Source organism: Cohnella sp. LGH, from assembly GCF_017671885.1.
GTDB classification, from domain to species: domain Bacteria; phylum Bacillota; class Bacilli; order Paenibacillales; family Paenibacillaceae; genus Cohnella; species Cohnella phaseoli.
In genome coordinates this window covers 2,642,341-2,667,400 of sequence record NZ_CP072117.1, presented here as the reverse complement: position 1 = coordinate 2,667,400, position 25,060 = coordinate 2,642,341, and the positions used below count along the sequence as shown (strand labels likewise).

Sequence of the window (25,060 nt, the reverse complement as noted above, 5' to 3'; positions counted from 1 at the left end):
CTCATCTTGATCAAACGATCACATATGAACGTCGTAATTGAGCGATTTGAGCAACGCTGTCGCCCTGTCCAGATCGTCGGCTTGCTTAAACGACAGCCGCATGATACCCGGCACGTCTTCTCGGCTCTCGATAATTTGCAGATTGCTCAAGTTGATCTTCGCCTGCCCGAGCTCTGTCGCGATCTTGCCGATAATGCCCGGATGGTCCGGCACATCGACGTAGCATTCGAACAGCGAAGTTATCATGCCTTTGCGCCGCTCCGGAAGCTGGCTGCGGAAAACCCCTGCCGAGCGGAACTGTTCGGCAATCCCCTCGCCGTCCTCCCGTTCCAGCAGCGCCGCGAAACGCTCCATTTCGCCCTGCCAATCGCGAACGAGCTTTAGCATAACGTCGCGATTGTTTAGCAAAATGTCGCGCCATATAACCGGATCGCTGGACGCGATGCGCGTAATGTCGCGGAAACCGCCGGCCGCCAGCCGCATGTACAGCTCGTTCGACTCGTTATACCCGGCGATCTGATTGACCAGCGCAACGGCGACGATATGCGGAAGATGGCTGATCGCGCCGACGATGTCGTCGTGCTGCACGGCATCGGTTTTAACGATGTGCGCGCGCGTATGCTTAAGCAGCCGTTCCAGCTTGCCGACATACTCGGGCGGCGTTTCCGCCGTCGGCGTAAGCACGTAATAGGCGTTTTCCAGCAAATAATAACTGGCTGCTTCGACGCCCGAACGCTCCGAGCCCGCCATCGGGTGTCCCCCGATAAAGACGGCGCCCCGCAAGCCCAGTTTGTCGGCATGATGCACAACGGAAGCTTTCGTACTGCCAACGTCGGAGATGATACAGCCGCGCTTAAGCGGCAGCTTGGACAGCTCGTCCACGTACTCCTCCAAACGCCCGACCGGCACGCACAGGAAAATAAAATCGGCGTCCTGGGCCGCCTCCGCCAGCGAAGTCGTGGCCGAATCCACAACTCCGAGCGCCACATATTTCTCCGTCGACGCCGCATTGATCGAGTGTCCGACGACGTGCACGCCCGGTTTGCCCTTGAAGCATAATGCCAGCGAGCCGCCGATTAAGCCGACGCCGAAGATGGCGATGCGAATCGGATTCGCTTCATCAAAATCGCTAAAGTCCGTAAAGTCGCTAAACTCTCCGCTCATACCGTCACACCTTTACCGCGATTTCTTTTAGAACCGCAGTTAGCGCGGCGACCACTTTCGCATTTTGCTCCGCATTGCCGACCGTAATTCGCACGCTCGTCGGATATTGCTTATGCCCGGCTCTAATAATAACGCCTTTGCGAAGCAGCGCCTCGAACACTTCCTGACCCGGACGTTGCACGTCGACCATAATGAAGTTTCCGTACGCCGGGAACGCTTTTAAGCCCAAATCTTCGAACGCTTGACGGAAATAGGCCAGCCCCTTCTTGTTCTCTTCGCGGCAGAAGGCGATAAATTCCACGTCCTGCAGCGCTGCCAGCGCAGCCGCCTGACCCATCCGGGACGTATTAAACGGCTCGCGCACCTGATTGATGCTGCGGATGACGTCGGGCTGTCCGATGCCGTAACCGATGCGGAGCGAAGCGAGTCCGTAAATTTTCGAGAATGTTCTGAGTACGACGACGTTCGGGTATTTTTGCAGCAGCTTGATTCCGTCCGGGAAGGAAGGATCGTCGAGATATTCGCAGTAAGCTTCGTCAAGCACGACAAGCACATGGCTTGGCACCTTGGATAGAAACCACTCCACCTCATCCGCCGTATTGATTGTTCCGGTCGGATTGTTCGGGTTGCAGATCCAGACGATTTTCGTCTTCTCGTTTACCTGTTCCAGCATCGAATAGAGGTCGTGAGTGCCTTCTTTAAGCGGCACCTCGATCGACTTCGCGTTCTCGATCGTCACATTGTGCTTATATTGCGGGAACGTCTGATCCGCCATCACTGTCTCGTCCCCCGGCTGCAGGAACGCGCGGCAAATCATCAGAATGATCTCGTCGGAGCCCGCTCCGAAAATGACCTGATCCGGATTCACCCCATGATGCTTGGCCAATGCGTTCGTCAGCTCCACGGCGGCTCCGTCCGGGTAGATGCTCATATTTTCGAGTTCGCGGGCAATCGCTTCCTTCGCTTTCGGCGAGCAGCCGAACGGATTTTCGTTGGACGCCAGCTTGATTACTTCGGTCAAGCCCAGCTCTCTCTTTACGTCTTCTACCGGCTTGCCCGGCTGATACACCGGCAAGTGGACAATATTCGGTTTCGGTTGCATCGCTGTCCCTCCTAAAGATACGGCAAACGGAGCGCTGCCTGTCCCGCCGCTAGCGGGACATCAGTCGCTCCGTAAAATTATAGTGCTTCTATTGTGACACACCAACGCGGTGCTGTACAGGTGCCTTTTGGCTTTTTCCCGTAAAAAATGATGGGATCAGGCCGTGACGCGCGGCTTCAGATCGGCGATAAAATCGCGAACGGAGGCCAGACCGCGCTCCCGTTCGCCCGCTTGCTCGGACGTCAGCAGCGGCAGCGCCTGTTCTACCTGGCGCACGATGGCGCTTCCGACAATCACGCCGTCGCATTGGCCGGCAAAGCGCTCCGCCTGCTCGCGATTCGAGATGCCGAAGCCGACGCAGATCGGCACGCTCGCCGCCTTGCGCACCGAAGCCAGGAACGAATCGATGCCCTCGTGGAAAGAGGAGCGTACGCCCGTCACGCCAAGCGAGGAGACGCAATAGACGAAGCCTTGGGCTCTGGCGGCGATTCGCTCAACCCGAGCTTCCGAGGTCGGCGCAACGAGCGGAATAAGATGGATCCCGCTTGCTTCCGCCAAAGCGCGAACTTCGCCGTCTTCCTCCAGCGGCAGATCGGGGATGATCATGCCGCTGAAGCCATGCTCCTTGAGCAGTTCAAAGTAACGCTCAAGCCCAAGCTGCAGCACCGGATTAAAATAAGTAAACAAAATGAACGGCAGCTTCACGCCGCGCTCCCTTGCTTTGGAAGCGACGGACATGCAATCCAGCAGGCTGATCCGGTTGCGCAGGGCGCGTTCGGACGCCCGTTGAATGACCGGTCCGTCCGCGAGCGGGTCGGAATAGGGAATGCCCAGCTCGATCATGTGCGCTCCCGCTTCTTCGGCCGCTTGCAACAGCTCGACAGAAGTTTCGAGGTCGGGATCGCCCATCGTCATGAACGGAATAAGCGCCGTCTCGCCCGTTTCCTTCAACCTCGCGAATACCGCGTCGATCGCATTGGTCGCGCTCATAACGATTGCCCCTCCTCATTCGCCAAATACGACATGATCGATTCCACGTCTTTGTCCCCGCGTCCCGACAGGCTGACGACGATAATTTCGTCCTTGCTCATCGTCGGCGCGATTTTAAGCACTTGCGCGATCGCATGTGCCGATTCCAGCGCCGGGATTATGCCTTCCGTACGGGATAACGTGGACAGCGCGTCAAGCGCCTCCTTGTCGGTAATCGGCACATATTCCGCTCGCTCCGTATCCTTCAGATACGCGTGCTCCGGCCCGATGCCCGGATAGTCGAGTCCGGCGGAGATCGAGTGAGCCGGCAGCACTTGCCCGCCTTCGTCCTGCAGGACATAGCTCATCGAACCTTGGAAAACGCCCGGACGACCCTTGGTCATCGTCGCCGCATGCTCTTCCGTGTCGACGCCTCGACCGGCCGCTTCCACGCCCAGAAGACGAACGCTCTTGTCCCCGATGAACGGATGGAACATCCCGATCGCATTGCTGCCTCCGCCGACCGCCGCCACGACAACATCGGGCAGACGGCCTTCGGCTTCGAGAATTTGCTCGCGAGACTCAAGACCGATAATCCGCTGGAAGTCGCGGACCATCATCGGATAAGGATGCGGTCCGGTTACGGAGCCGAGAATGTAATACGTATCTTCAACGTGGCTGACCCAGTAACGCAGCGTTTCGTTGCAAGCATCCTTTAAAGTGCGGGTTCCCGACAGCACGGGAATGACCTCGGAGCCGAGCAGCTTCATGCGGAACACGTTAAGCTGCTGGCGCTTCGTATCCTCCTCGCCCATAAACACCTTGCACTCCAGCCCCATCAAAGCGGCTACCGTAGCCGTGGCGACGCCGTGTTGGCCTGCGCCCGTCTCGGCGATGACCTTTTTCTTCCCCATCCGCTTCGCCAACACAGCTTGTCCGATCGTATTGTTGATCTTGTGCGCTCCGGTGTGATTCAAATCCTCGCGCTTGAGATATATTTTCGCGCCGCCGAGTTGGTTGGACAACCTCTCCGCATAGTACAGCGGAGTTGGCCGCCCGGAATACTGCTTAAGCAAATAGCGGACCTCTTCCAGAAATTCCGGATCGTCCTTATATTTCTGATAAGCGTCCTCCAGCTCGATCAAGGCGTTCATTAACGTTTCAGGCACATATTTTCCGCCGAACGGACCGAAGCGTCCGTGCTGATCCGGCACTTGACTCATGCGTAGTTCACCCTTTCTGCAAATGCGGCGATTTTACCGATGTCCTTCGCCCCGTCGGTCTCCACGCCGCTGGAGATGTCGACGCCTGCGGGCCGATATGTTGCGACGAGCTCGTCCGCGTTGTCCGGGGACAGTCCGCCCGCAACAAACAATCTCAGTCCGCTGTCGGCAGCTGCTTGCTGATAAGCCGGAATCACGTCCCAGCGAAAAGTTTTTCCCGTTCCTCCGCCCGCCGTATCCAGCAGCACTGTCGACACAACGCCGGCATAGGCTTGCAGACGCGCCGCTCCTTCGGCCGAATCCTCGTCCCCCACCGACAGCGCCCGCCATACGTCGACGGATAGACGCTCCCGCACCTCGCGCGCAAACTCCGGCGTCTCTTCGCCATGAAGCTGCACGACATCCAGCGGCACAACGGCTAACGTCTGCGCAAGCTGCTCAAGCGTCGGATTGACGAACACGCCGACGGTAAGCGGCGGTTTGCCTCTCGCCATCGAAACGCGCCGCGCTTCCTCTTGGAGCTGGGCGGCCCGCTCCGGCGTCACCTGCCGACGACTCTTGGCAAACACAAAGCCGATATAGTCGACTTGCAATCCCGCCATGCCCCGCAAGGTCGCTTCCTCTTTGATCCCGCATATTTTCACGGCAGTCGACCGTTCTGCCGCCTTGCGCTCGTCCGTCATTGCGTTGCGCCTTCTTTCAGCGCAGGTCCGAGTAGCGCGTTCACCGCGTCCTCGACGATCGGCTGACGCATAAAATGCTCGCCGATCAGCACCGCCTGCGCTCCCGCCTTGCGAACATAAGCAGCATCGTCCGTCGTTGCGATCGCGCTCTCGCTGACCGCAACGACCCCGGACGGCATGAGCCCGATTAACTGTTCCGTGACGGACAGATCGGTAACGAACGTTTTCAAATCGCGGTTGTTGACCCCGATAAGCGTCGCTTGCCCAAATTCCAGCACCGTCTCGAGTTCCGGACGATTATGCACCTCCACAAGCACATCCAGGCCGAGGTCGCGTCCAAGCGTATGGAAATCCGCGAGCTGCTTCGGAGTCAGAATGGCCGCAATCAGCAAAATCGCATCCGCGCCGATCAATCTCGCTTCGTAAATCTGCCGCTCGTCGATCGTAAAATCTTTGCGCAACAAAGGAACTTTAACCTGACTACGGATTTCCGTCAAGTAATCGTTGCTTCCCTGGAAGTAGTCGACATCCGTCAGCACGGAAATGCAGTCGGTTCCGGCGCGCTCGTACGCCTGGGCCAGACTGACAGGATGGAAATCCGGACGGATCAGTCCTTTGGAGGGACTGGCCTTCTTGACTTCCGCGATCAACCCGACCGGACGGTTGCGGCCGACAAGCGCTCGCTCGAAGCCCTTACAGGCTGGAAGCTCGGCGATCCGCTTCTCCGCTTCGGATATCGACAGCGTTTGTTTAAGCGTCTCCACCTCTTGATGTTTGGTGGCGACGATCCGATCAAGAAACATGGCTCAACTCTCCCGTCGTAGCAATCCATTGCTGCAGTTTGTCGGCGGCATGGCCCGATGCGATCGTCTCGGCCGCCACGGCCACTCCATCCTTCAGCGAGTCGGCGCGTCCGGCAACGTAAATGCAAGCTCCCGCGTTCGCCAGTACGATGTCGCGATACGCACTCTTCTCTCCGCCCAGGACGCGGCGAATGATGTGCGCGTTCTCCATCGCGTTGCCTCCTTGCACGGCTTTCAGGGAGACGGTCGACAGACCGATTTCCTCGGGCGTAATGTCGTAGGTAAGGACCTCGCCATTACGCAGCTCCGACACCTGCGTCGGCGCCGAAATGCTGATTTCGTCCAGACCGTCATGACTGCCGACGACCATCGCCCGCTTCAGTCCGAGACCGGACAGCACCTCAGCGACTGTCGAAGTGCGGGAGCGATCATACAAGCCGATCATTTGGCGGTCCGCCCTGGCCGGATTGGCCAGCGGTCCAAGCATATTAAAAATCGTGCGCACGCCCAGCTCTTTTCTCGGAGCCGCCGCATGCTTAAGCGCCGGATGGTAGAGCTGCGCGAACATAAAGCAGATTCCCGTCTGCTCCAGACATTCGGCCGCCTGCTCTGCCGTCAGATTAATGTTGACGCCGAGAGCTTCCAGCACATCGGCGCTGCCGGCCTTGCCCGACATCGCGCGGTTTCCGTGCTTCGCGACTCTAACGCCTGCGGCGGAGGCGATGATCGCCGAGGCCGTCGATATATTGAACTTATGAACGCCGGAGCCGCCCGTCCCGCATGTGTCGAGCAGGTTGTTGTGCTCGGTCGCGACCCGGTTGGAGACCGCCCGCATCGCCTCGGCGAAGCCGAGAATTTCATCCGGCGTCTCGCCTTTCATCCGCAGCGCGATCACGGTGCCGCCAATTTGCGCCGGGGTCGCTTCGCCCTTCATAATCGTCGTCATCACGCCGAACGCTTCTTCTCTCGTCAAATCGTCCCCGCTCATCAGCTTGGAGAGCGCCTGCGGCAAACTCAATGCTATCGTTTCGCTCATTTTGCCCAAGTCCTCCTCTTGATCAATCGTAATCCAGATTCGTGCGCCGATCTCCCGCCAGTACGGTCGAGAACTCGCTCGCATTGCGCTTCGCGCCGGCAGGCGGGAACGCCTCTTCGGCTGCCCGGATCGCTTTGAGCATCCCTTTGGCTTTGTTCTGCGTTTCCAGGTACTCGTTTTCCGGAACGGAATCCCAGACAATTCCTGCCCCGGCCTGCACGTACGCTTTGCCATGTTTGAAGATGATCGTTCGGATCGTAATGCACGTATTCAAGTTACCCGAAAAGCCGAGATAGCCGATCGCTCCGGCGTAGGCGCCTCTCGCTTCGTTCTCCAGCTCCGCGATGATCTCCATCGCCCGCAGCTTCGGCGCGCCCGATACCGTGCCCGCAGGCAAGCAGGACAGGAATGCGTCGTAGAAATCTTTGTCCGGCCGCAGCTCGCCCGTTACGTTGGACACGATGTGCATGACGTGAGAGTAGCGCTCGATCTCCATATAGCTGTCGCATTTCACCGTACCGAACGTCGATACGCGGCCGATGTCGTTGCGGCCCAGATCGACGAGCATGACGTGCTCGGCTCGCTCCTTCTCGTCGGCGAGCAGCTCTCGCTCCAGTTGCAAATCCTCTTCCGGCGTATTGCCCCTCGGCCGCGTTCCCGCGATTGGGCGGGTTTCGACTTTGCCGTTGTCGACTTTAACGAGCAGCTCCGGCGACGTGCCGACGATTACCTCGTCGTCCAGCTTCAGCACATACATGTACGGCGACGGATTCATCGTTCGCAGCACGCGGTAGACATGAAGCGGATCGACCTCCGTCTCGATGTGAAACCGCTGCGACAGCACCACCTGAAAAATATCTCCCGCTCGAATGTACTCCTTCGCCTGATTGACGTTGTCGATAAACTGCTCCTTCGTCAGGTTGGAGGAAACCTCTCCGAGCTCGGGATCCTGCGGAGGCGTACTTCTTGACGGCTGCACCGGAATCGGCTGCTGAATCCGGCGGATCGTATCGTCGATCCCGTTCAGCGTCTCCAGATAGGAGGCTTCAATGACCGCATCGCTGGCCCCTTCAGGGATGTGCACATTGCCGATGACAAGCACATGCTGCTTGAAATGATCGAAAGCGATGACCAGATCGCAGAACATAAACTGCATGTCGTCCATGTTCAAATCGTCTTGCTTGTGCGGCGGCAGCTTCCGCTCGTAATATTGCAGCAGGTCGTAGCCGAAAAATCCGATCGCGCCGCCTGTAAACGGGGGAAGCTCGGGCACGGCCGGGCTCCGGTAGGATCGCAGCTTCTCCCTTAGCAGTTGCAACGGCTCAGTGGTCGTATACGACTCTACTTTGCCTCTCTCTTCAAGCGTCAGCGCGTTATGCTTGAGCTTGAGCACGAGAAACGGATCCGTGCCGATATAGGAATATCTGGCCCACTTGACGCCTCCCTCGACGCTTTCCAGCAGAAACGCCCGTTTATCTCTGCTCAAATGCTGGAACACCCGGATCGGCGTCTCCGTATCCGCCAGCAGCTTGCGTACGACCGGAATGACGTTATAGCGTCCTGCCATTGCTTTGATTTCCTGAAGCTCACGCTGATCCATCCTGATCTCTCCCCCGTCGGCTCGGGCTGCGCCCTCTTCGCCGAAAATCAAAAAAGCACCTCTGTTGCGCAGAGATGCGTTCATAGATAAGATTATGTTGACCGACTTCCGACACCTGCACGGCAAATCCGCGCTGCACGTCGAATACGGCAACTCCGCTCATCTGATCTCAACTCTGCTAGGCTGCTTCCGCGTAAGTTGTCGTCCCTGTGGCCGACCGTTCCGCTCCGCATAATATGTTTCTTACTATAGCATCAGGCAGATATGGCGTCAACGCTTATTTGCAACTGGACGGGTGAACGGTCACTCTTATTCCTCGTCTGTGAATAAAGCGGATTTTCCGCTTTAATTTCGTCCACTGAACAAAATCGGCGAAAATAGAGCGGATTTTCCGGCTTATTTTCCGAATAATCGGATTTTTCCAAATTTAAGCTAGATAATCCGCTCTATTTCGCTCATAATGGTCCATTTATAGAAATTAAGGGGGATTCTCCGCTTTAGTGTATTTGACGCTCATCAACCACCGTGCTGCTCACCCCGCATACCGCCGAAACCATCCATCACCGCGCCATTTGCACGCATACCATCGAAAACCATCAATCACCATGCTAATCCCATGCCAATCGTAAGCTCATCCGTCCCCTGTCCTCATTCCTCGCTCTTCCTTCCTTTCCTTTCCTCTGCTCTGCTCCGCGCGGCCACTAAGTGAAGGCCACTCGCCCCTCAACGCCACGCTACCACAACAAACGTCCGGCATCCTTGTCCAGTGTATAGAAATGGTTTCTTTTCAAACCCGGCTTTACCGGATGTACAATCCCCTTACTCACCAGACCGCGAACAATTTCACGACACGCTTCCGGACCTTTCCCCAGGCAACTTCGCATCTCCTGCATCTGAAACGGTCTGCCCAACCGCATCGCATATCGAATAAGCTCCCGCTCGGACGAAGTTGCCTCCTTGTAGGTTGCGCTATCCGCGTTCGTACCGTATTTGCCGTACAGTTCAAACAGCGAACGCTGGCAAACCTCAGGCTTCTTATCCATCTCGTCGTAGCTAAACGGAATATATCGTATACCAAGAGCCGACATTGAGCGGGCTTTATTTCTCTCAAAATCAAACCGCGCGCGTAATATTGCCCGCATGAACGGTATAGCCTTCCGCTTCGAGCCCAAAGAAAACCGTTTCGTCGAAGACGTCGATATAAGCTTTCGCACCTGTCAGCGTCACAATCTCCTTCTCCAAAATCAATCCCTTAAACGATTGTTTCACCGGCCACACGATGTTGATCAGCAGTTTACGCTCAGCCTCCCCATGTTTCTGCAGGAGTTCAAGCCGGGGACCTGAGGCCATATTCCTCTGTTCCTCAAGCAATGTTTCATACTCCTTGTCTGCGAACGCCAACGAATGACTCATAATCCACACTCTCCCTTATAAAAAATAAACACGCCGCTCCCTCCGAAGAGAGAAACGGCGTGTGCTTCACGCTAATATCTGGATTAATTATTCCATTTTGGTCCGTACTTTTCAAGCTTATCAAGCAATAAACGCTCGATCATTCCGATACGTCTTCAGAACCCGGCTCAATCGCGCTGCTGCGACTATGCTACCAAGCACTTAAAATCCTACTTCGCCGCCAAATCCGGACGAAGAGCTTGCGCGCGGTTTAAGTAGACATGACGAATATCCTTCTGCGCCACGTCCGTATTCACGAGCACCATCAAGCGGATGCATTTCTCCAGGCTGCCCTTGACCGGCACCTCAAGCGAGCACATGAGCGGCACAAGCTCCCATCCCGCCATCTGGCGGATCGCTCTGGCCGGGAACGTAGCATCCAGGTCCTGCGTGACCGTGACGAGCACGCTGGCGATATCCTCCGGCTCGAATTGATTCACTTCAACGATTCCGTTCAATAGCTCGACGGTCGCATCCAGAATGAGCTGTTCCTCGTTGTGCTCGACTGTGATGGCTCCGCGGATTCCCCTAACGCTCATGATCGTCTATTTCCCCTCTCTTAATCCGTTCACGATGTCCGTAACCCATGCAGAAGGCACGTCGCGACGGATTTCCACGCTTCCGATCGCCGTAGGCACGACGAACACCATATTGCCTTCGGAAAATTTCTTGTCGTGCAGCATCGCGCTCATAATCTCGTCGGTCGGGCAGCTTTCCGGGATGCGAACGGGCAGCCCGAACTTGCGGAAAATCCGCTCCGTCGTCTCCTCGATGTCCGCGGCGTAGCCGAACCGTCCCGCCAGCCTGGCCGAGCCGACCATGCCGATGGCGATCGCTTCCCCGTGCAACAGCTCGCCATATCCGGCCACAGCCTCGAGCGCATGCCCGATCGTATGGCCCAAGTTCAAGATCGCGCGCAAGTCGTTCTCGCGCTCGTCGCGGGAGACGACAATCGACTTCACCTTGCAGCCCTCATACAGCGCATAGCCGAGCGCATCCGGGTCGAGCCCGAGCAGCCGCTCCGCATTATCGTCGCACCATGCAACAAACTCCGCGTTCCAGATCAGCCCGTGCTTGATCACCTCGGACAGACCGGCGCGCACTTCGCGCATCGGCAAGCTGGCCAGCGTGTCGAGATCGTACAGCACAAACTCGGGTTGATGGAACGCGCCGATAATGTTTTTCGCCAGGCGGTGGTTAACGGCGACCTTCCCCCCGACGCTGCTGTCATGCGCCAAAATCGTCGTCGGAATCTGCACGAACCTCACGCCGCGCATGTAAGATGCAGCCACGAAGCCGGCCAGATCGCCCACAACCCCGCCCCCCAGAGCGATAACGGTCGATTTCCGATCCAATCCCGCCTTAAGCGCCTGTTCAACGAGAGTGTCCAGCATCTCCAACGACTTGGACGCTTCCCCGGACGGGACGACCGCTCGTGCGACCGTATAGCCCCGCGCGCGCAGGCTCTCTTCAACCGCAGAAGCATACAAGCCTTCGACGGCGCTGTCGGTTACGAGCAGGATCGGCGATTTGACAGGGAAACCGCGCTCGGCAAATTTCTCCCCCAATTGCGCGATCAGCCCTGTTCCAATATAGATCGGATAGGAACGTTCCCCGAGATCTACGGTCAGCTCTCTCGTTCCGCTCGCCATTAGTACGCCCCGACCTGGCTCAAGTAGCTGTCCAGGTTTGCTTTCATTTCCTCGATGGAATCGCCGCCGAACTTTTCCAGGAACGCTTTCGCCATTTCCCAAGCGACGACATGCTCCATCACGACGCTTGCAGCCGGAACGGCGCAAGCATCCGAGCGCTCTACCTGCGCAGTGAACGCTTCCTTCGTATCGATGTCCACACTTGCCAGCGGCTTGTACAGCGTGGGAATCGGCTTCATTACGCCGCGTACGACGATCGGCTCGCCGGTCGTCATCCCGCCCTCGAAGCCGCCCGCGCGATTGGAGCCCCGATAGAAGCCCTTCTCCTCGGAATACAAAATTTCGTCGTGCACCTGCGAACCCGGAATGCGAGCCGCTTCAAAGCCGATGCCGACCTCGACGCCCTTGAACGCATTGATCGACACGACCGCTTGCGCGATGCGCCCGTCCAGCTTGCGATCCCACTGCACATGGCTGCCCAGTCCAACAGGCAGACCCGTAATGATACACTCGACGACTCCGCCGATCGTATCGCCGTCCGCTTTCGTGCGGTCGATCAGCTCGATCATTTTCTGCTCCGCTTCTTTATCCGCTACCCTAACCGGAGATTCCTCCGTCACCGCGATCAACTCGTCGATCGGCAAGTTAGGAGCGGCCGCTTCGACGCCTCCGATCGAGACGACATGGCCGGCCACCTTAACGCCGAAAGCACCGAGCAGTTGGCGAGCGATGGCGCCGACCGCGACTCGCGCAGCCGTCTCGCGGGCACTGGAGCGCTCCAGCACGTTGCGCAAGTCGCGCAGGTTGTACTTCAAACCGCCATTCAAATCGGCATGCCCCGGACGAGGCCGGAACACCCGGCGCTTCGTCTCGTCGCTGCCTTCGACTGGCTCGACGTTCATGACGGAAGTCCAATGCTTCCAGTCTTTATTTTCCACGACAACCGCTACCGGCGCCCCAGTCGTCCGGCCGTGGCGCACTCCGCCTACGATCTGCGCCGTATCGGTCTCGATCTGCATGCGGCGACCGCGCCCATGACCCTTCTGACGGCGCTGCAATTGAAAATTCAATTCCTCGAAATCCAGCTCCAGGTTGCTGGGCAATCCTTCAATAATAGCAGTAAGCTGCGGGCCATGCGTCTCTCCCGCGGTTAAATAACGTAAACTCAACTCCGGTTCCTCCCTTTATATCCACGCAAGCCGTGCCTATCTCTGATCATTATAGTACAGCGTTAAAGCGTTTGACAAGAAAAGAGCCCGTCACGTACGGACGGACTGCTTCTTGCCGGCTTTCGTTATCGGCGTTCCCGGATCTCTCAAATGTCCGAGTAGCTCCACGTTATCCAGGCCTAATATTTGCGCGCATTCTTGTACAGATATCAATCCTCGCCGATAAGCCGCGATCACTTTGCGTTTGTCCATAGACACCCTCCGCATGGCTCGACTAGCCTTATTATCGGTTGGAAGATTCATTCACATACGTCAATTCACACGTCTGTAGAAAAAAGTATCGGCCGTCTCCAGTCCATATTGTCCCGGCGAGAAAATTTGCTCGGTGCTGCCGACGAACAGCAGGCCGCCCGGCTTAAGCGCTTGCGCGAATTTGCCGTACAAAATATGCTTGGCGTCTTCGGTAAAGTAAATCATAACGTTACGGCATACGATCAGATCAAAATGACTTCCGAACGTATCCAGCAGCAAATTCTGCTTCTGCAGCTTGATCGCTTTCTTCAAGCGGCTGTCGATGCGAAAAGCGCCGTCCTCCGGAATGAAGTACTTTGACTTGAAGTCGGCCGGTACATCCCGCAGCGAACGTTCCAAATAAACGCCTTCTCTTGCTTTGGCCAGAACGCCGTCGTCGATATCGGTGGCGAGCACGGTCGACCTGTCGAGAGCGCCCAGCGAATCCATAATCATCGCCAGCGTGTAAGGCTCCTCCCCGGTTGAACAGGCAGCGCTCCATATACTCAGCCGAGAAGACTGCTTCAGCATCTGCGTAAGAAACTTCTCCCGCAGCACCTGCCAGCGATTCGGATTGCGCCAGAACTCGGAGACGTTGATCGTCATCCGATCGAGAAATTCGTTGCGCAGCCGGGCTTCGGTCGACAAAGCCGCGAAATACTCGTCGAAAGACCGAAATCCGTGCTTCATTCGCAGCGTCGTCAGCCGCCGCCTCATCTGATTTTCCTTATACTGGGACAGATCAATGGAGGTTAGTCTCTTGATATTCACGATAAACCGCGAAAAATCCTCGTCCTCGGAAAAGCCCGAGCTCAAGCTCGCGCCCGGAATGGAACGAATGTCTCCCATGACGTTCTGCTCTCTCCCTTATATCCACGCTTGAATGGCTTTATCGTAGGAAACCAGCTCGTCATCCGAGAAGAAAATGGCGATTTCGCGTTCCGCATTTTCCAAGGAATCGGCGCCATGAATCAAATTGAAATTCGTATGTACGGCAAAGTCGCTGCGGATCGTTCCCGGAGCAGCTTCCAGCGAATTGGTTTTACCGATCAGCGCGCGGCAGTGAGCCACAGCCTGATCTCCTTCCCACGCCATCGCGAATACGGGACCCGATGTAATGAACTGGAGCAGCTTCTCGTAGAAATCTTTGCCCTTATGCTCGGCATAATGACGTTCGGCGCGCTCGACGGATACCTGCATGAGCTTGGCTCCGATCAGCTTTAACCCCTTGCGCTCGAAGCGCCCGACGATCTCGCCGATCAGCCCGCGCTGCACGCCATCCGGCTTCACCATTAAGTATGTTCTCTCCATGTTCCTCCTCCTTTCCAAATTCAACCTGCTTGTCATTTTCTATATTACCATAAAAACAGCCTTTTCATCACTTCTAGTAGCTGCGTTTCGCCACGAATCTTGCAATATCCGTCAAATTCCGCTTGGCCGGAATATTTGGCAGCGAATCAAGCGCCTTCAGTGCCTTGGCGATGTAGCGGTCCGCCATTCGTTCCGCTTCCTGCACGCCCTTGCTTGAACGTACCAGCTTCACCGCCGCCGAGGAATCAGCGCGGCCGTCACTCTGCTTGATCGCTTCGATCTCCGTCAGCAGACGGTCCCGAATCGAATCTTCCCTAAGCGCGTATAGAACCGGCAGCGTAATATTGCCTTGCCTAAGATCGCTGCCCGGCGGCTTCCCGATCGCCTTCTCGGTACCGCACAAGTCGAGCAAGTCGTCCATAATCTGAAAATTCATGCCTAGATTATAGCCGAAGCTGTACAGAGCGTTGCAGATGTTGGCCGGAGCTCCGGTCGCGACCGCGCCGAGCTGGCAGCTTATCGCGATGAGCAGCGCCGTTTTCCGCCGGATTCTTCGCAAATAATTGCGTACGCTTTGATCGACGTTGAAGAAATCGCGGATCTGCTCCATCTCGCCGATACACACCTGTACGATCGTACCGGACAAAATCTGATGAACGCGCGGCTTGTCCAACTCAGTTACAACGGTCAGCGCCTTGGCGTAAATATAGTCTCCGGTATACATCGCGATCCGGTTGTCCCATTTCGACTTCACGGTAAGTTGGCCGCGACGGGTATCGGCATCGTCGATCACGTCGTCGTGCACGAGCGTAGCCATATGTATCAGCTCAAGCGGCACCGCGACCTTCTTGAGCGTCTCGAGCGAATAGTCTCCGAACTTGCCCGCAAGCAGCACGAGCACAGGTCTGATCCTTTTGCCGCCGGCCTTCAGTAGATGAAGCGACGTCTCGCTCAGAATCGGCAAATCCGAGGTGACGGTTCGTGCCATCTGATCCTCGATCGCCTGCAATTCGGGTTTTAACGATGCGTAGAGCTGCATTAATTTCATAAGTTCACCTGCGGTTGGATAGGTTATCTAGAAGATAGGGCAGCGGCAATTCCGCGATATCGGGCTCGCCTTCGATCAGTCCGAGTTCCTTGGCGTATTGAAAATAAAGCTTGAGTCCCGACCTTTGCGCATCTCCGAAATCGTGGCACAAATTGCCGAAGTAGCTTTGCCAGTAAGCGGCCGTTCCCCCGATCTGGCGAAGCGCCTTGTCCACGATCGGCTCCATATCGTCATAGGATTTGCTCTTGCCGGCTATCAAAGCTTCATAGATTTCCCGAATCGCTTCGGGGTAGCGATGCGCTGTTTCCTTGTGCACCGCCCATAGCGCGTACGTCATCCACTGGCCAGTCCAAATGTTCCACACTTCCCCGAGGTCCAGCACTCGGTGGCCATGATTGATCCATGACGCCCGGATTGCGTGATCCCCAATGAGAAGCGCCGCGTCCGCGTTTTCCAGCATCTGCTCCAGTACCGGTTCCGCGTCCTCGTAAGTCGGTTTGCCTCCATAAAACTTCTCCATAATAATTTTCAGCAGGTTGACTGACGTGGCTGAAGCTGTCGTGAGCGCAATTTTGCCATGCAGCACTTGCTCCAGCGGCGACTTGAGAAACAGTAAAATCGATTGAACTCTTCCGAACGAGCTTACCGACAAATTGGGCAGCAAGTAGTAAGAGTCGGCGGAAATTCCGTAAGCATAAGAAGAAATCGCCGCCATATCGATATCGCCCGCTCTCAGCTTGCGATTAAGAGTCGCGGGTAAATCCGAGTGGATTTCCGTCTGAAACGGAAGTTGCGTCGGATCAAAATGATGAAACACCGGCCAAGCATTCGTGTAAGAGATGCGGCCGAGCCGGATCGGCCGCGAATTCGTATTATTCATTCGGGTGGCCCCATCTTCGATAGAGATTATGTTCAATGCCCATGCCGTCCATGGTTTTGCCGACGATAAAATCGACGACGTCGTCTAACGTCTGCGGCCCGTTATAGAACGCAGGCATCGCCGGAATGATTCGCACGCCTAGACGCGCCAGCTTGAGCATATTTTCCAGGTGAATGGCGTTCAGCGGCGTCTCGCGCGGCACGAGCAGCAGCGGACGTCCTTCTTTCAGCATGACGTCGGCCGCTCGGGTTAGTAAATTCGTGGACGCACCGCTCGCGATCGCGGACAGCGATCCCATGGAGCACGGCACGATCGCCATCCCTTCGCATCTGAACGAACCGCTGGCAATGCTTGCGCCGATGTCGCCGAGCGGGTGGTACGTCATTCTGCCTTCCGCCTGGGCGGAATCGAACGCTTTATTTATACATTCTAACCGATTCGTGACGTTCCAACCTAGCTCTTCCTTCAGAACGCGCCACCCGGCTTCGGATACGACCAAATGCAGATGAAAACCGGCATTTAACAATTGCCGGCACAAAGTAACTCCATATATCGCTCCGCTGGCCCCGGTAATGCCGACTACCCAGCGCTTCGCGGAAGCGCTAATGCCGCTCACCACGATCTTATCACCACCAGATCGATGAACGTAAACACGAAAATAACAGCGCTCAAAATGCCATTCATCGTAAAGAACGCCGCATTCAGCTTGCTCAGATCGTTAGGCTTGACGAGCCTGTGCTCGTAAAGGAGCAGCGCGGCCGAGACGATCATTCCCGCAAAGTACCACCAGCTGAGATCGGTCAACGCCAAAATCAGCGCAAACCCGACGGCCGTAAGCACATGGAACGCGCGCGCGATCCAGAGAGCGCCGGCGATTCCGAACCGGGCGGGAATCGAATGTAAGCCTTCCTTGCGGTCGAATTCCACGTCTTGACAGGCATAGATGATATCGAAGCCGGCGCTCCAGAGCGCAACGGTCACATACAGGATCATCGCCTCCAAGGTGACGCCGCCCGTCACGCCGACCCATCCTCCGAGCGGAGCCAAGCCGAGCGTCAGACCCAGCACGATGTGGCAAGCCCACGTAAAACGCTTCGTATACGAATAAATAACCGTCATGAACACGGCGATTGGCAGCAGCTTTACAGCCAACGGATTCAGCTTGGCCGCCGCCCAGAACAACAGAACGAACGAAACGACAATATAGACGATGACTTCGGCCGACTTCAATAGACCGGCAGGCAGCGCCCGATTGGCCGTTCTGGGGTTGCGGGCGTCAATCGCTTTGTCGATCAGCCTGTTCAGTCCCATCGCCGCCGTTCTGGCGCCGACCATCGCTAGCAAAATCCAGCCGCACTCGCTCCATTCCGGAAGCCGCTTCTCGACGGTTACCGCGCCGAGAATAGCCCCGACATAGGCAAAAGGAAGCGCGAACAGCGTATGTTCAAACTTAATCATTTCTAGAAAAACGCGCAATTTGGCGATCATACGATTTCATTCCCTTTCGTGCCCATATGCAGCGCGGCTACGCCTCCGAAAAACGGATAGGCCTTCACGTTGCGCATGCCGATTTCACGGAACAGCTCGGCAAGAGCTTGAAGATCGGGAAAAGACGCAAGCGACTCCGGCAGCCACCGGTATTGCTCGTAGCTTTTGACGAACCATTTTCCGAATAAGGGCATTACTCTCTCGAAGTAAAAATAATAAATGCTCTTGAAAGGCTGCCACGTCGGCTTGGACATGTCCAGACAGACGATTTTGCCGCCGGGTTTCACGACGCGCTTCATTTCCTTCAACGTCTTGACGATATCCGGTATGTTGCGCAATCCGAAGCCGATCGTCACGAAGTCGAAGCTGTTGTCCTCGAAGGGAAGCTCCATCGCATTCCCTTGGACAAGCTCGATTTGGTTGCTATAGCCGAGCTTGTCCACCTTCGCCTGACCGATCTCCAGCATATTACGGCTGAAATCCAGTCCTACCGTACGGCCGCCCTTGCTCTCCTTGGCCAGCGCAATCGTCCAATCGCACGTGCCGCAGCATAGATCCAGGGAAGATTGTCCCGGTTGGATGTCCATTTTGCGCATCGTAAATCGGCGCCATGCCTTATGCCTTCTGAAACTGATGATGTCATTCATCAGATCGTATTTGGGAGCGATGCGCTCGAACACTTCATGCACATGCCGCTCTTTCGATTTCGCGTCCATCATTACGTCTATCCCAGCTCCTTCAATGCGGTTGCCCTGATCTGACCCGTCGCGGTCAAGAAAGGCTCAAGCAGCGGCTGCAGCTCCTTTGTCAGCTTGTCCGACTGAAACCTCTGCACAAGCGTCTGCAGTTGGGCCACGGACTGCCGCAGCAGCGCGCCCAGCTTCTCAGAGACGCCGTATTTGTTCATCAGCGCCTTGATCATTCCCGAATCGGCCTGGCCGTCCTCGAGCTGACGGCGATCCTCTTCCGTACCCTCCTGCAAAATATGCCAAACGCCCCAGCTATCGGACAACGACGACGTTTGCTCCACTTTGCCGATCTCCTGCAGCAGCAGCTCGCAGCGGCTGAACCGGCTGACGAGTTCCGGCCACAGCTTGGCGTGCAATCCGTTCATCGCGTCCGTAAAAGAAAGAAAAAGCCCGGCTTTTAAATCAACGCCGTATTGAAGATATTCTTCTGCATTCATCTTCATTTGTTTTGCTTTGCCATAGAAGCTCATCTTCAGCCGATTAATGTCGCAGACCGCTTCGCTCAGACGACGAATCGTCTCGATTTGCCCAGCCTGAGACAGCAGATGGTAAAACCGGCTGCTGAAATAATCTCCAGCTAACACCCGCAACTGCTGAGTACGCATCCCTAGCGTGCCGACCGCAGCAGCCCCGGTTGCATTTTCGACCATGTCGTGCGTATCTAGCCCCATCTGTACGAGGGAGGTGACGACCGAAAGCAATTCCTTGTGAGAAGCCGCCTGCGGCTGATGGCTTAGCAAGGTGTATAGCAAAGAAATCCTGCCATTCGGGAAATCGGGTAATTCCGTATGCAGGCTAATCATATCGTGGCTCATGTACTTACTTGCCAATTGGTCAATACGTGATCTGCTCATTGCTTCCGCCTCCGAACTAGCTGCCGACACACCATTTCCGACGTTTATCCCAACTAGTATAACATATCCTAGAAAAGCTCGCATAAGCCAAGGATTTTGTTCATGAATTTGCAAAATTTCCGAACCAACGCTTGCCTGCCGCCGTGATCGTCCATCGTATGTTGGTTGAACGCCCGGCAAGCTCCGAACCCGGGTTGTCCGCAGATTGTCTCAGCAGAGCCAGTTCCTCTTCCGTCCAATCGGTTTTACGGGTTTCCGCCGCGAGCAGCAGCACCTTCCGCTCTCCTCGCGATTCGAACGCTCGGATTAGCACTTGTTTAACGTTGCGAACGTCGGAATAGGCAAAGCCGAGCAGCAGCGCGATATCGCGATTAAGAAGACGGGGCTCTTCTCCTCGCAGATCGACGGCCAGAATGCCATGATTCCATTCCAGTCTAATCGGCCGATTGCTCAGCGGAATCGCCGACAACGCGTCCACAAGCCGATCGTCGGTCAATCTCGCGGCCGACTCCGGTTCGAAGACAGATACCGAGGACAGTCGGTGATTAAGGTTTTGCTCGGCGGCGGGCAGTCGGGAAAGAAGCAGTACAACGGCGAATCCCGTCGCGACGAACGCGATCCAAGAAAGATAACGGCCAATACGCATGGCGATTTCCCCTTTCCTTTCGAGAGGCTACAAGTGCAACCTCTAGAGGTTCCTCCATACCCATTGTACATAGAAAAAGGGCAGGCTATGCCTGCGCCCCTGCGAAGCTTATTTAGGTTAATCAGGCATCCGTCTCCACAGTTCCGTGTTTCGTGAGAATCGTTGCCTTTCCTCTTATTTTCATCGCGGACGTATGATCGGTGAACTGAACGATCAGCACCTCTCCTTTGTCCAGCTTCTCCGTATGATGAAACTTCGTGTCCTGGCCTCGCGTCAATCCGATGACCTGCACTCCGCTATCCTTGGCTTTAATGACGATGTATTCTTGTTCTCTTTCCATTATTCGCAGCCTCCTTATAGCTTCATGATGAAGGAAAAGACGGAGCAATGTCAAACAAAAACTGCCCCCTCTCCCGAGACGATATCGGGGAGAAGACAGTCGCCGCAATGTTATGGTCGGAACGGAGAGATTCGAACTCTCGACCTCACCCACCCCAAGGGTGCGCGCTACCAGGCTGCGCCACGTCCCGTTACAGATACAGCTCGAATTATAGCACACGGCAATCCGAGCTAGCAACAGAAACAAAAGACTATCTCTTGCGTTTCCCGAAGGAGCTTGCAAAAGATAGTCTTGGCGTTTCTTATGGGCGTATAAGGCCTCATCAGAAGGCCGGAGAGCCGCGAAGATCTTACTTGATTCCTTCTTTGAGAGCTTTGCCCGGCTTAAAAGCAGGGATCTTCCCGGCCGGAATCTCGATTTCAACTCCGGTTTGCGGGTTGCGGCCCTTACGGGCGGAACGTTCGCGAACTTCGAAGTTGCCAAATCCGACAAGTTGGACTTTATCGCCGTTTTGCAGCGCTTCGGAAATGACGTCGAAAACGGCGTCTACCGCTTGCGTCGCGTCTTTCTTGGACAGTTCGGCCAATTCGGCCACTTTGGCAATCAATTCGGTTTTATTCAATTCATTCACCTCCCCGACAGATAGGATGGCATGTTATCTTTTTATCCGTTTCTTCAGAAATTATACACTCCGCAATCGCGAAGTTTCAAGCGCGGCGCGATTTTCGGCTGTTTTAGAGCCCATTTAGCCCGCTTTTCGACGATTGAGGTGGATGAAGGTGACGGCCAGCGCCAGAACGAGCACCGCTCCTTTGATGATGTCGTTCGTATAATACTGAACGTTCATCATCGTCAGGCCGTTAACGAGTACGCCCATCAATACTGCGCCGAAGAACGTCCCGATAATGTTCGGGCGGCCGGCGGCGAATACCGAATAGCCTACGAACACGGCGGCGACCGCTTCCATCAGCATCGGCGCGCCGGCTTCGATCTGGCCGGAGCCGATCCGTGAAGCGAACAGAATGCCGCCGATCGCCGCGAAAACGCCGGAGGCGACGTAGGCGAGCGCACGAACGCGCTTGACCTTGAGGCCGGACAGTCGAGCCGCTTCCTCGTTGCCGCCCGTCATGATCAATTGCCGGCCCCAGCGGGTGTACTTAAAAAATACATGCGCCCCGATCACTGCCAGCAGCATGAGAATTACCGGGAACGGAATGCCGAGCAGCTTGCCTTGGCCGATCCACAGGAAGGACGGATCCATAACGCCCGGTGCGGTCGAGCCGTCCGACAGCGGCATGTTGCTGTAAATCGAATACCCCTTCGTATACGTCTTGTGAACGCCATTGACGATGTACATCACCGCCAGCGTCGCCAACAGGTCGGGAATCCGAATCTTGACGATCAGCAAGGCGTTAAGCAGCCCTACCAGCGCTCCTACGAGCAGCGGAACGACCAGCACGACGACAAGCGGCATTTCGAACCAGACCATCATCGTCGCCGTTACGACGGTAGACAGCGATACCGTTGCGCCAACCGACAGGTCGAAGCCGTCTACGGTCAGCGAGATCGTTACTCCGATCGCAACAAACGTCACAATGGAAATCGAACGCAAAATATCGGTAATGTTGCTGTAGGTGAAGAAGTATTCGTTCGACAACGAGAAAAACAAAATGACCAAGCCGATAAAAATAAGCGCGCCGTATTTGAACGTAAACGGCAGCAGGCGATTTTTCACGCTAATTCCTCCCGTCCCGCACTCGCGTAGTACAAGAGATCTTCTTGCGTAGCTTCGCCGCGGTTAAATGATTTTACGATCGTCCCGTCGCACATGACGAGTATGCGGTCCGCCAAGCCGAGCGCTTCGGCAAATTCGCACGTCAAGTACAAAATCCCCTTTCCCTCTTGCGCAAGCTTTCCGATAATCCGAAAAATATCGCTTTTGGCCCCGACGTCGACGCCTTTGGTCGGCTCGTCGAACAAATAAACGTCCGCTCCGGTGCCGATCCATTTGCCAATCGCCACCTTCTGCTGGTTGCCCCCGCTCAAAAAAGCGACGATTTGCGATACGGACGGCGTTTTGATGCCCAAATCGGCAATTTGCTTGTCGGCGTAACCCCGCTCGGACTTCCCGGACATAAAACCGAATCTGCTGATCGAGCGAAGCAGCGGAACGCTCAAATTGTGGAGAACGGACTCGCGAACGAGAATGCCTTCCTTGCGCCGCTCTTCGGGCACAAGCGCTATGCCGGAGCGCACTGCCTCGGCTGGCGAGCTTAGATCGGCCGCCTTGCCGGCGACGGTTACCGTTCCTTGATCGGCTTGATCCGCCCCGAACAGAACGCGGGACAGCTCCGTCTTCCCTGCGCCGACCAGCCCGACGACGGCCACGATTTCTCCGCGCCTCACCTCCAGGTCCACACCGCGAACGCGCCTTCCCGACCGAAGCCCGCTCACCTGAAGCACCGGCTCGCCAAAGGCCGTCTCAAGCTTCGGATACTCCTCCTCAAAGCTTCTGCCGAGCATCGCCTTAACGATGCCCGCAGCTTCAATATTTTCCTTGTCCTCGGTCAGCACACGCTGACCGTCTCTCATGACGGTAATCCGGTCGCTGATGCGGAATACTTCCGGGAGGCGGTGCGAGATAAAAATGACGCCGATGCCCGCAGCCTTGAGGCCCTGCATAATCTCGAACAGCTTCTCCGTCTCTTCGAGACTGAGCGGCGCAGTCGGCTCGTCCAGGATGACGAATTTGGCGTTCTCGGCGAACAGTCTTGCGATCAGCACAAGCTGTTTCTCCGACAAGGTCAAATCGCGAACCAGAGTCCGCGGCGACAGCGTCAGCCCGATGCGCTCAAGCACCTTGCCCGCTTCCTCGTGCAGCTTGCCCCAGCGCAGCCAGGCTGACTGCCCGGAAGACGCCAGCCGGTCAAGAAAGATGTTCTCCGACACGGTGAGATGAGCGACCAAGGAAGTGTCCACTTCTTGATAGACGCAGTGAATTCCCGCCTTCTTGGATTCCGCCGGGGTCCGGAAAACGTACGAGCCCCCGCCAACCTCGATTGTGCCTTCGTCGGACTCATAGGCTCCCGACAAAATTTTCATCAATGTACTCTTGCCTGCGCCATTGGCGCCGAGCAACGCGTGGATCTCTCCGCCGCGAACGTTAAAATCCACGTTATCTAGCGCCTGAACGCCCGCGAACGACTTGGAAATGCCGTTCATGTGCAGCACGGAGGCTTGATCGGCCAACGCCATCGGAACCCCGCCCTTTCCTCGAAGAATGATATATCGTTCGGACAGCAGGAAACGGCGCGGTATTCTCCCGCGCCGTGCCCAGCCTTCGCTTGCTTGAAATTATTGCGCGCCGACTGCTTGCTCCAGCGCCTTCAGGTAGTCCGTGTTGCCGAGATCGCTGCTGCCCCATCCTTCGACATATTGCGACAGCTCTGCCGTCGTAATAACTTTGTCGGTAGGAAGCGCGTCGCGATGCACGAATACCGGCTCCAGCTGCACTTCTGCATCCGTCTTGTCGCCGTGAAGCTTTTGGTACAGGTATCTGACCTGAACCGTGCCGATTGAAGTCGGATCTACCGCTGCGGAGGCCACCCACGGACTGGTCGGATCTTGAATCATTTTCAAGTCCTCGTCGCTAAGGTCGATGCCGTACACTTTGATTTCATCGCGTCCGGCTTGCTTGATCGCGTTAGCCGCGCCTTTGGCGAACTCGTCCCAAGCCGCCCACACCGCTGTAATATCGCCTTTGTTCGGATACTGCTTCAGAACGGCTTCCATTCTGTTCTGCGTATCGAGCTGCGGGTTGCTGGCATCGCCGAATGCCGCGATTTCTTTAAGGTCCGGATATTTCTCCGTGAACGCTTTGTAAGAGATTTGACGGCTCTCCATCGGAGGGAAGCCCGCTACCCATACTTTAACGATGTTGCCTTTGCCGCCGGCTTCTTCAGCCAGCTTCTCCAACGTGAACTCGGCCAACAGCTGGTCGTTCTGCGCCAGGTTCGTAATGCCTTCAAAGCTATTCAGGCCGGAGTCGAACGCTACGATCGGAATGCCGGCTTCTTTCGCCTTGTTCAGCCCGTTCGTCAGCGCTGCCGCATCGCCGTGGTCGACGAGGATTCCGTCGAACTTCTGGTTAACGGCGGAATCCAAGTTGGCCGCCATCTTCGCCAGGTCGTTCTCGGAAGCGAGAATCGTCGCTTCGCCGCCGTATTTCGCCACTTGCTTCTTGACGCCGTCTACGTATTGAGCCGAGAAAGTGCCAGTATTGAAGCGCATAACAACCGCGATTCTCTTGCCTTTAAGCGCTTCGATGCCCGCGTCAGCGGAAGGATCCGCCGAAGCCGATTCGGAAGCGGATGCCGACGGCGATGCCGCTGGCGAGGAACCGCCTGCGTTGTTTTCTTCTTTTTTGCCGCAGGCTGCGAGCACCACTACGAGCGCCAATGCAAGCGCGAGCCATGATCGTTTGAATTTCGGTTGTTTCATCTCTAAGTAAGCCTCCCATTTCATATGTTGCTGGATGATAGAATTACTATAATCATTTAATCCAAGTATGTCAATCGGTTTTATAAAATATTAAAGTGAT

The 25,060-nt window shown here is 56.0% G+C and carries 28 protein-coding genes and 1 tRNA gene; all 29 read right to left on the bottom strand.

Annotated features, from left to right (window positions below):
* Positions 1 to 18 precede the first annotated feature (18 nt).
* Entirely contained in the window at positions 19 to 1,164 is a 1,146-nt protein-coding gene (locus J4772_RS10990) for a prephenate dehydrogenase (RefSeq protein ID WP_116064456.1), read from the bottom strand.
* A gap of 4 nt (positions 1,165 to 1,168) precedes the next feature.
* Positions 1,169 to 2,266, bottom strand: a complete 1,098-nt coding sequence (hisC, locus tag J4772_RS10985; RefSeq protein ID WP_209075227.1) for a histidinol-phosphate transaminase — start codon at positions 2,264 to 2,266, stop codon at positions 1,169 to 1,171.
* A gap of 156 nt (positions 2,267 to 2,422) precedes the next feature.
* Positions 2,423 to 3,256 (bottom strand): tryptophan synthase subunit alpha, encoded by an 834-nt coding sequence (gene trpA / locus J4772_RS10980; RefSeq protein ID WP_209075226.1) that lies wholly within the window; start codon positions 3,254 to 3,256, stop codon positions 2,423 to 2,425.
* On the bottom strand, positions 3,253 to 4,458 hold the full coding sequence (gene trpB / locus J4772_RS10975; protein ID WP_209075225.1) for a tryptophan synthase subunit beta: 1,206 nt from the start codon (positions 4,456 to 4,458) through the stop codon (positions 3,253 to 3,255). Before trpB ends, trpA begins: the two co-directional genes overlap by 4 nt.
* Positions 4,455 to 5,141 carry a phosphoribosylanthranilate isomerase gene (locus J4772_RS10970; RefSeq protein WP_209075224.1) on the bottom strand — a complete coding sequence of 229 codons (687 nt, stop codon included), beginning with the start codon at positions 5,139 to 5,141 and terminating at the stop codon, positions 4,455 to 4,457. The genes trpB and J4772_RS10970 overlap by 4 nt, the downstream gene beginning before the upstream one ends.
* Positions 5,138 to 5,944, bottom strand: a complete 807-nt coding sequence (trpC, locus tag J4772_RS10965) for an indole-3-glycerol phosphate synthase TrpC (protein ID WP_209075223.1) — start codon at positions 5,942 to 5,944, stop codon at positions 5,138 to 5,140. Before trpC ends, J4772_RS10970 begins: the two co-directional genes overlap by 4 nt.
* Positions 5,934 to 6,980 carry an anthranilate phosphoribosyltransferase gene (trpD, locus tag J4772_RS10960; protein WP_209075222.1) on the bottom strand — a complete coding sequence of 349 codons (1,047 nt, stop codon included), beginning with the start codon at positions 6,978 to 6,980 and terminating at the stop codon, positions 5,934 to 5,936. Before trpD ends, trpC begins: the two co-directional genes overlap by 11 nt.
* 22 nt (positions 6,981 to 7,002) lie before the next feature.
* The gene (trpE, locus tag J4772_RS10955; protein ID WP_209075221.1) at positions 7,003 to 8,580 is read right to left on the bottom strand and encodes an anthranilate synthase component I; all 1,578 of its coding nucleotides are present in this window, start codon (positions 8,578 to 8,580) and stop codon (positions 7,003 to 7,005) included.
* 734 nt (positions 8,581 to 9,314) lie between these two features.
* A complete protein-coding gene (locus tag J4772_RS10950; RefSeq protein ID WP_209075220.1) occupies positions 9,315 to 9,722 on the bottom strand; it encodes a hypothetical protein in 408 nt (135 codons plus the stop codon).
* Positions 9,694 to 9,993, bottom strand: a complete 300-nt coding sequence (locus J4772_RS10945) for a hypothetical protein (protein WP_209075219.1) — start codon at positions 9,991 to 9,993, stop codon at positions 9,694 to 9,696. The genes J4772_RS10950 and J4772_RS10945 overlap by 29 nt, the downstream gene beginning before the upstream one ends.
* Before the next feature lie 209 nt (positions 9,994 to 10,202).
* Positions 10,203 to 10,571, bottom strand: a complete 369-nt coding sequence (aroH, locus tag J4772_RS10940) for a chorismate mutase (protein ID WP_209075218.1) — start codon at positions 10,569 to 10,571, stop codon at positions 10,203 to 10,205.
* A gap of 6 nt (positions 10,572 to 10,577) precedes the next feature.
* Positions 10,578 to 11,684 (bottom strand): 3-dehydroquinate synthase, encoded by a 1,107-nt coding sequence (aroB, locus tag J4772_RS10935; RefSeq protein WP_116064447.1) that lies wholly within the window; start codon positions 11,682 to 11,684, stop codon positions 10,578 to 10,580.
* Positions 11,684 to 12,853 carry a chorismate synthase gene (gene aroC / locus J4772_RS10930; RefSeq protein WP_209075217.1) on the bottom strand — a complete coding sequence of 390 codons (1,170 nt, stop codon included), beginning with the start codon at positions 12,851 to 12,853 and terminating at the stop codon, positions 11,684 to 11,686. The genes aroB and aroC overlap by 1 nt, the downstream gene beginning before the upstream one ends.
* 90 nt (positions 12,854 to 12,943) lie before the next feature.
* Complete coding sequence (locus tag J4772_RS10925; RefSeq protein WP_181918042.1) at positions 12,944 to 13,105, bottom strand: hypothetical protein; 162 nt, start codon at positions 13,103 to 13,105, stop codon at positions 12,944 to 12,946.
* Positions 13,106 to 13,165: 60 nt separating this feature from the next.
* Positions 13,166 to 13,993, bottom strand: coding sequence for a CheR family methyltransferase (locus tag J4772_RS10920; RefSeq protein ID WP_116064445.1), 828 nt, complete (start codon positions 13,991 to 13,993; stop codon positions 13,166 to 13,168).
* 18 nt (positions 13,994 to 14,011) lie between these two features.
* A complete protein-coding gene (gene ndk / locus J4772_RS10915; RefSeq protein WP_116064444.1) occupies positions 14,012 to 14,455 on the bottom strand; it encodes a nucleoside-diphosphate kinase in 444 nt (147 codons plus the stop codon).
* A gap of 73 nt (positions 14,456 to 14,528) precedes the next feature.
* Positions 14,529 to 15,503, bottom strand: a complete 975-nt coding sequence (gene hepT / locus J4772_RS10910; protein ID WP_209075216.1) for a heptaprenyl diphosphate synthase component II — start codon at positions 15,501 to 15,503, stop codon at positions 14,529 to 14,531.
* A gap of 4 nt (positions 15,504 to 15,507) precedes the next feature.
* Entirely contained in the window at positions 15,508 to 16,383 is an 876-nt protein-coding gene (locus J4772_RS10905) for a menaquinone biosynthetic enzyme MqnA/MqnD family protein (RefSeq protein WP_209075215.1), read from the bottom strand.
* Positions 16,376 to 17,002 (bottom strand): UbiX family flavin prenyltransferase, encoded by a 627-nt coding sequence (locus tag J4772_RS10900; protein ID WP_247741071.1) that lies wholly within the window; start codon positions 17,000 to 17,002, stop codon positions 16,376 to 16,378. Before J4772_RS10900 ends, J4772_RS10905 begins: the two co-directional genes overlap by 8 nt.
* Positions 16,996 to 17,871 (bottom strand): UbiA-like polyprenyltransferase, encoded by an 876-nt coding sequence (locus J4772_RS10895; protein WP_116064441.1) that lies wholly within the window; start codon positions 17,869 to 17,871, stop codon positions 16,996 to 16,998. The genes J4772_RS10900 and J4772_RS10895 overlap by 7 nt, the downstream gene beginning before the upstream one ends.
* Complete coding sequence (locus tag J4772_RS10890; RefSeq protein ID WP_209077094.1) at positions 17,868 to 18,587, bottom strand: demethylmenaquinone methyltransferase; 720 nt, start codon at positions 18,585 to 18,587, stop codon at positions 17,868 to 17,870. The genes J4772_RS10895 and J4772_RS10890 overlap by 4 nt, the downstream gene beginning before the upstream one ends.
* An 8-nt stretch (positions 18,588 to 18,595) precedes the next feature.
* Positions 18,596 to 19,474, bottom strand: coding sequence for a heptaprenyl diphosphate synthase component 1 (locus J4772_RS10885; RefSeq protein WP_209075214.1), 879 nt, complete (start codon positions 19,472 to 19,474; stop codon positions 18,596 to 18,598).
* A 100-nt stretch (positions 19,475 to 19,574) separates the two neighbouring features.
* Entirely contained in the window at positions 19,575 to 20,120 is a 546-nt protein-coding gene (locus J4772_RS10880; protein WP_209075213.1) for a hypothetical protein, read from the bottom strand.
* A 121-nt stretch (positions 20,121 to 20,241) separates the two neighbouring features.
* A complete protein-coding gene (mtrB, locus tag J4772_RS10875; RefSeq protein WP_116064438.1) occupies positions 20,242 to 20,460 on the bottom strand; it encodes a trp RNA-binding attenuation protein MtrB in 219 nt (72 codons plus the stop codon).
* Positions 20,461 to 20,573: 113 nt separating this feature from the next.
* Positions 20,574 to 20,650 (bottom strand) — tRNA-Pro (locus tag J4772_RS10870).
* 159 nt (positions 20,651 to 20,809) lie between these two features.
* Positions 20,810 to 21,082 carry an HU family DNA-binding protein gene (locus J4772_RS10865; RefSeq protein ID WP_116064437.1) on the bottom strand — a complete coding sequence of 91 codons (273 nt, stop codon included), beginning with the start codon at positions 21,080 to 21,082 and terminating at the stop codon, positions 20,810 to 20,812.
* A gap of 123 nt (positions 21,083 to 21,205) precedes the next feature.
* A complete protein-coding gene (locus J4772_RS10860; protein ID WP_209075212.1) occupies positions 21,206 to 22,195 on the bottom strand; it encodes an ABC transporter permease in 990 nt (329 codons plus the stop codon).
* A complete protein-coding gene (locus J4772_RS10855; protein WP_209075211.1) occupies positions 22,192 to 23,715 on the bottom strand; it encodes a sugar ABC transporter ATP-binding protein in 1,524 nt (507 codons plus the stop codon). Before J4772_RS10855 ends, J4772_RS10860 begins: the two co-directional genes overlap by 4 nt.
* Before the next feature lie 99 nt (positions 23,716 to 23,814).
* The gene (locus J4772_RS10850; RefSeq protein WP_116064435.1) at positions 23,815 to 24,960 is read right to left on the bottom strand and encodes a sugar ABC transporter substrate-binding protein; all 1,146 of its coding nucleotides are present in this window, start codon (positions 24,958 to 24,960) and stop codon (positions 23,815 to 23,817) included.
* Positions 24,961 to 25,060 lie beyond the last annotated feature (100 nt).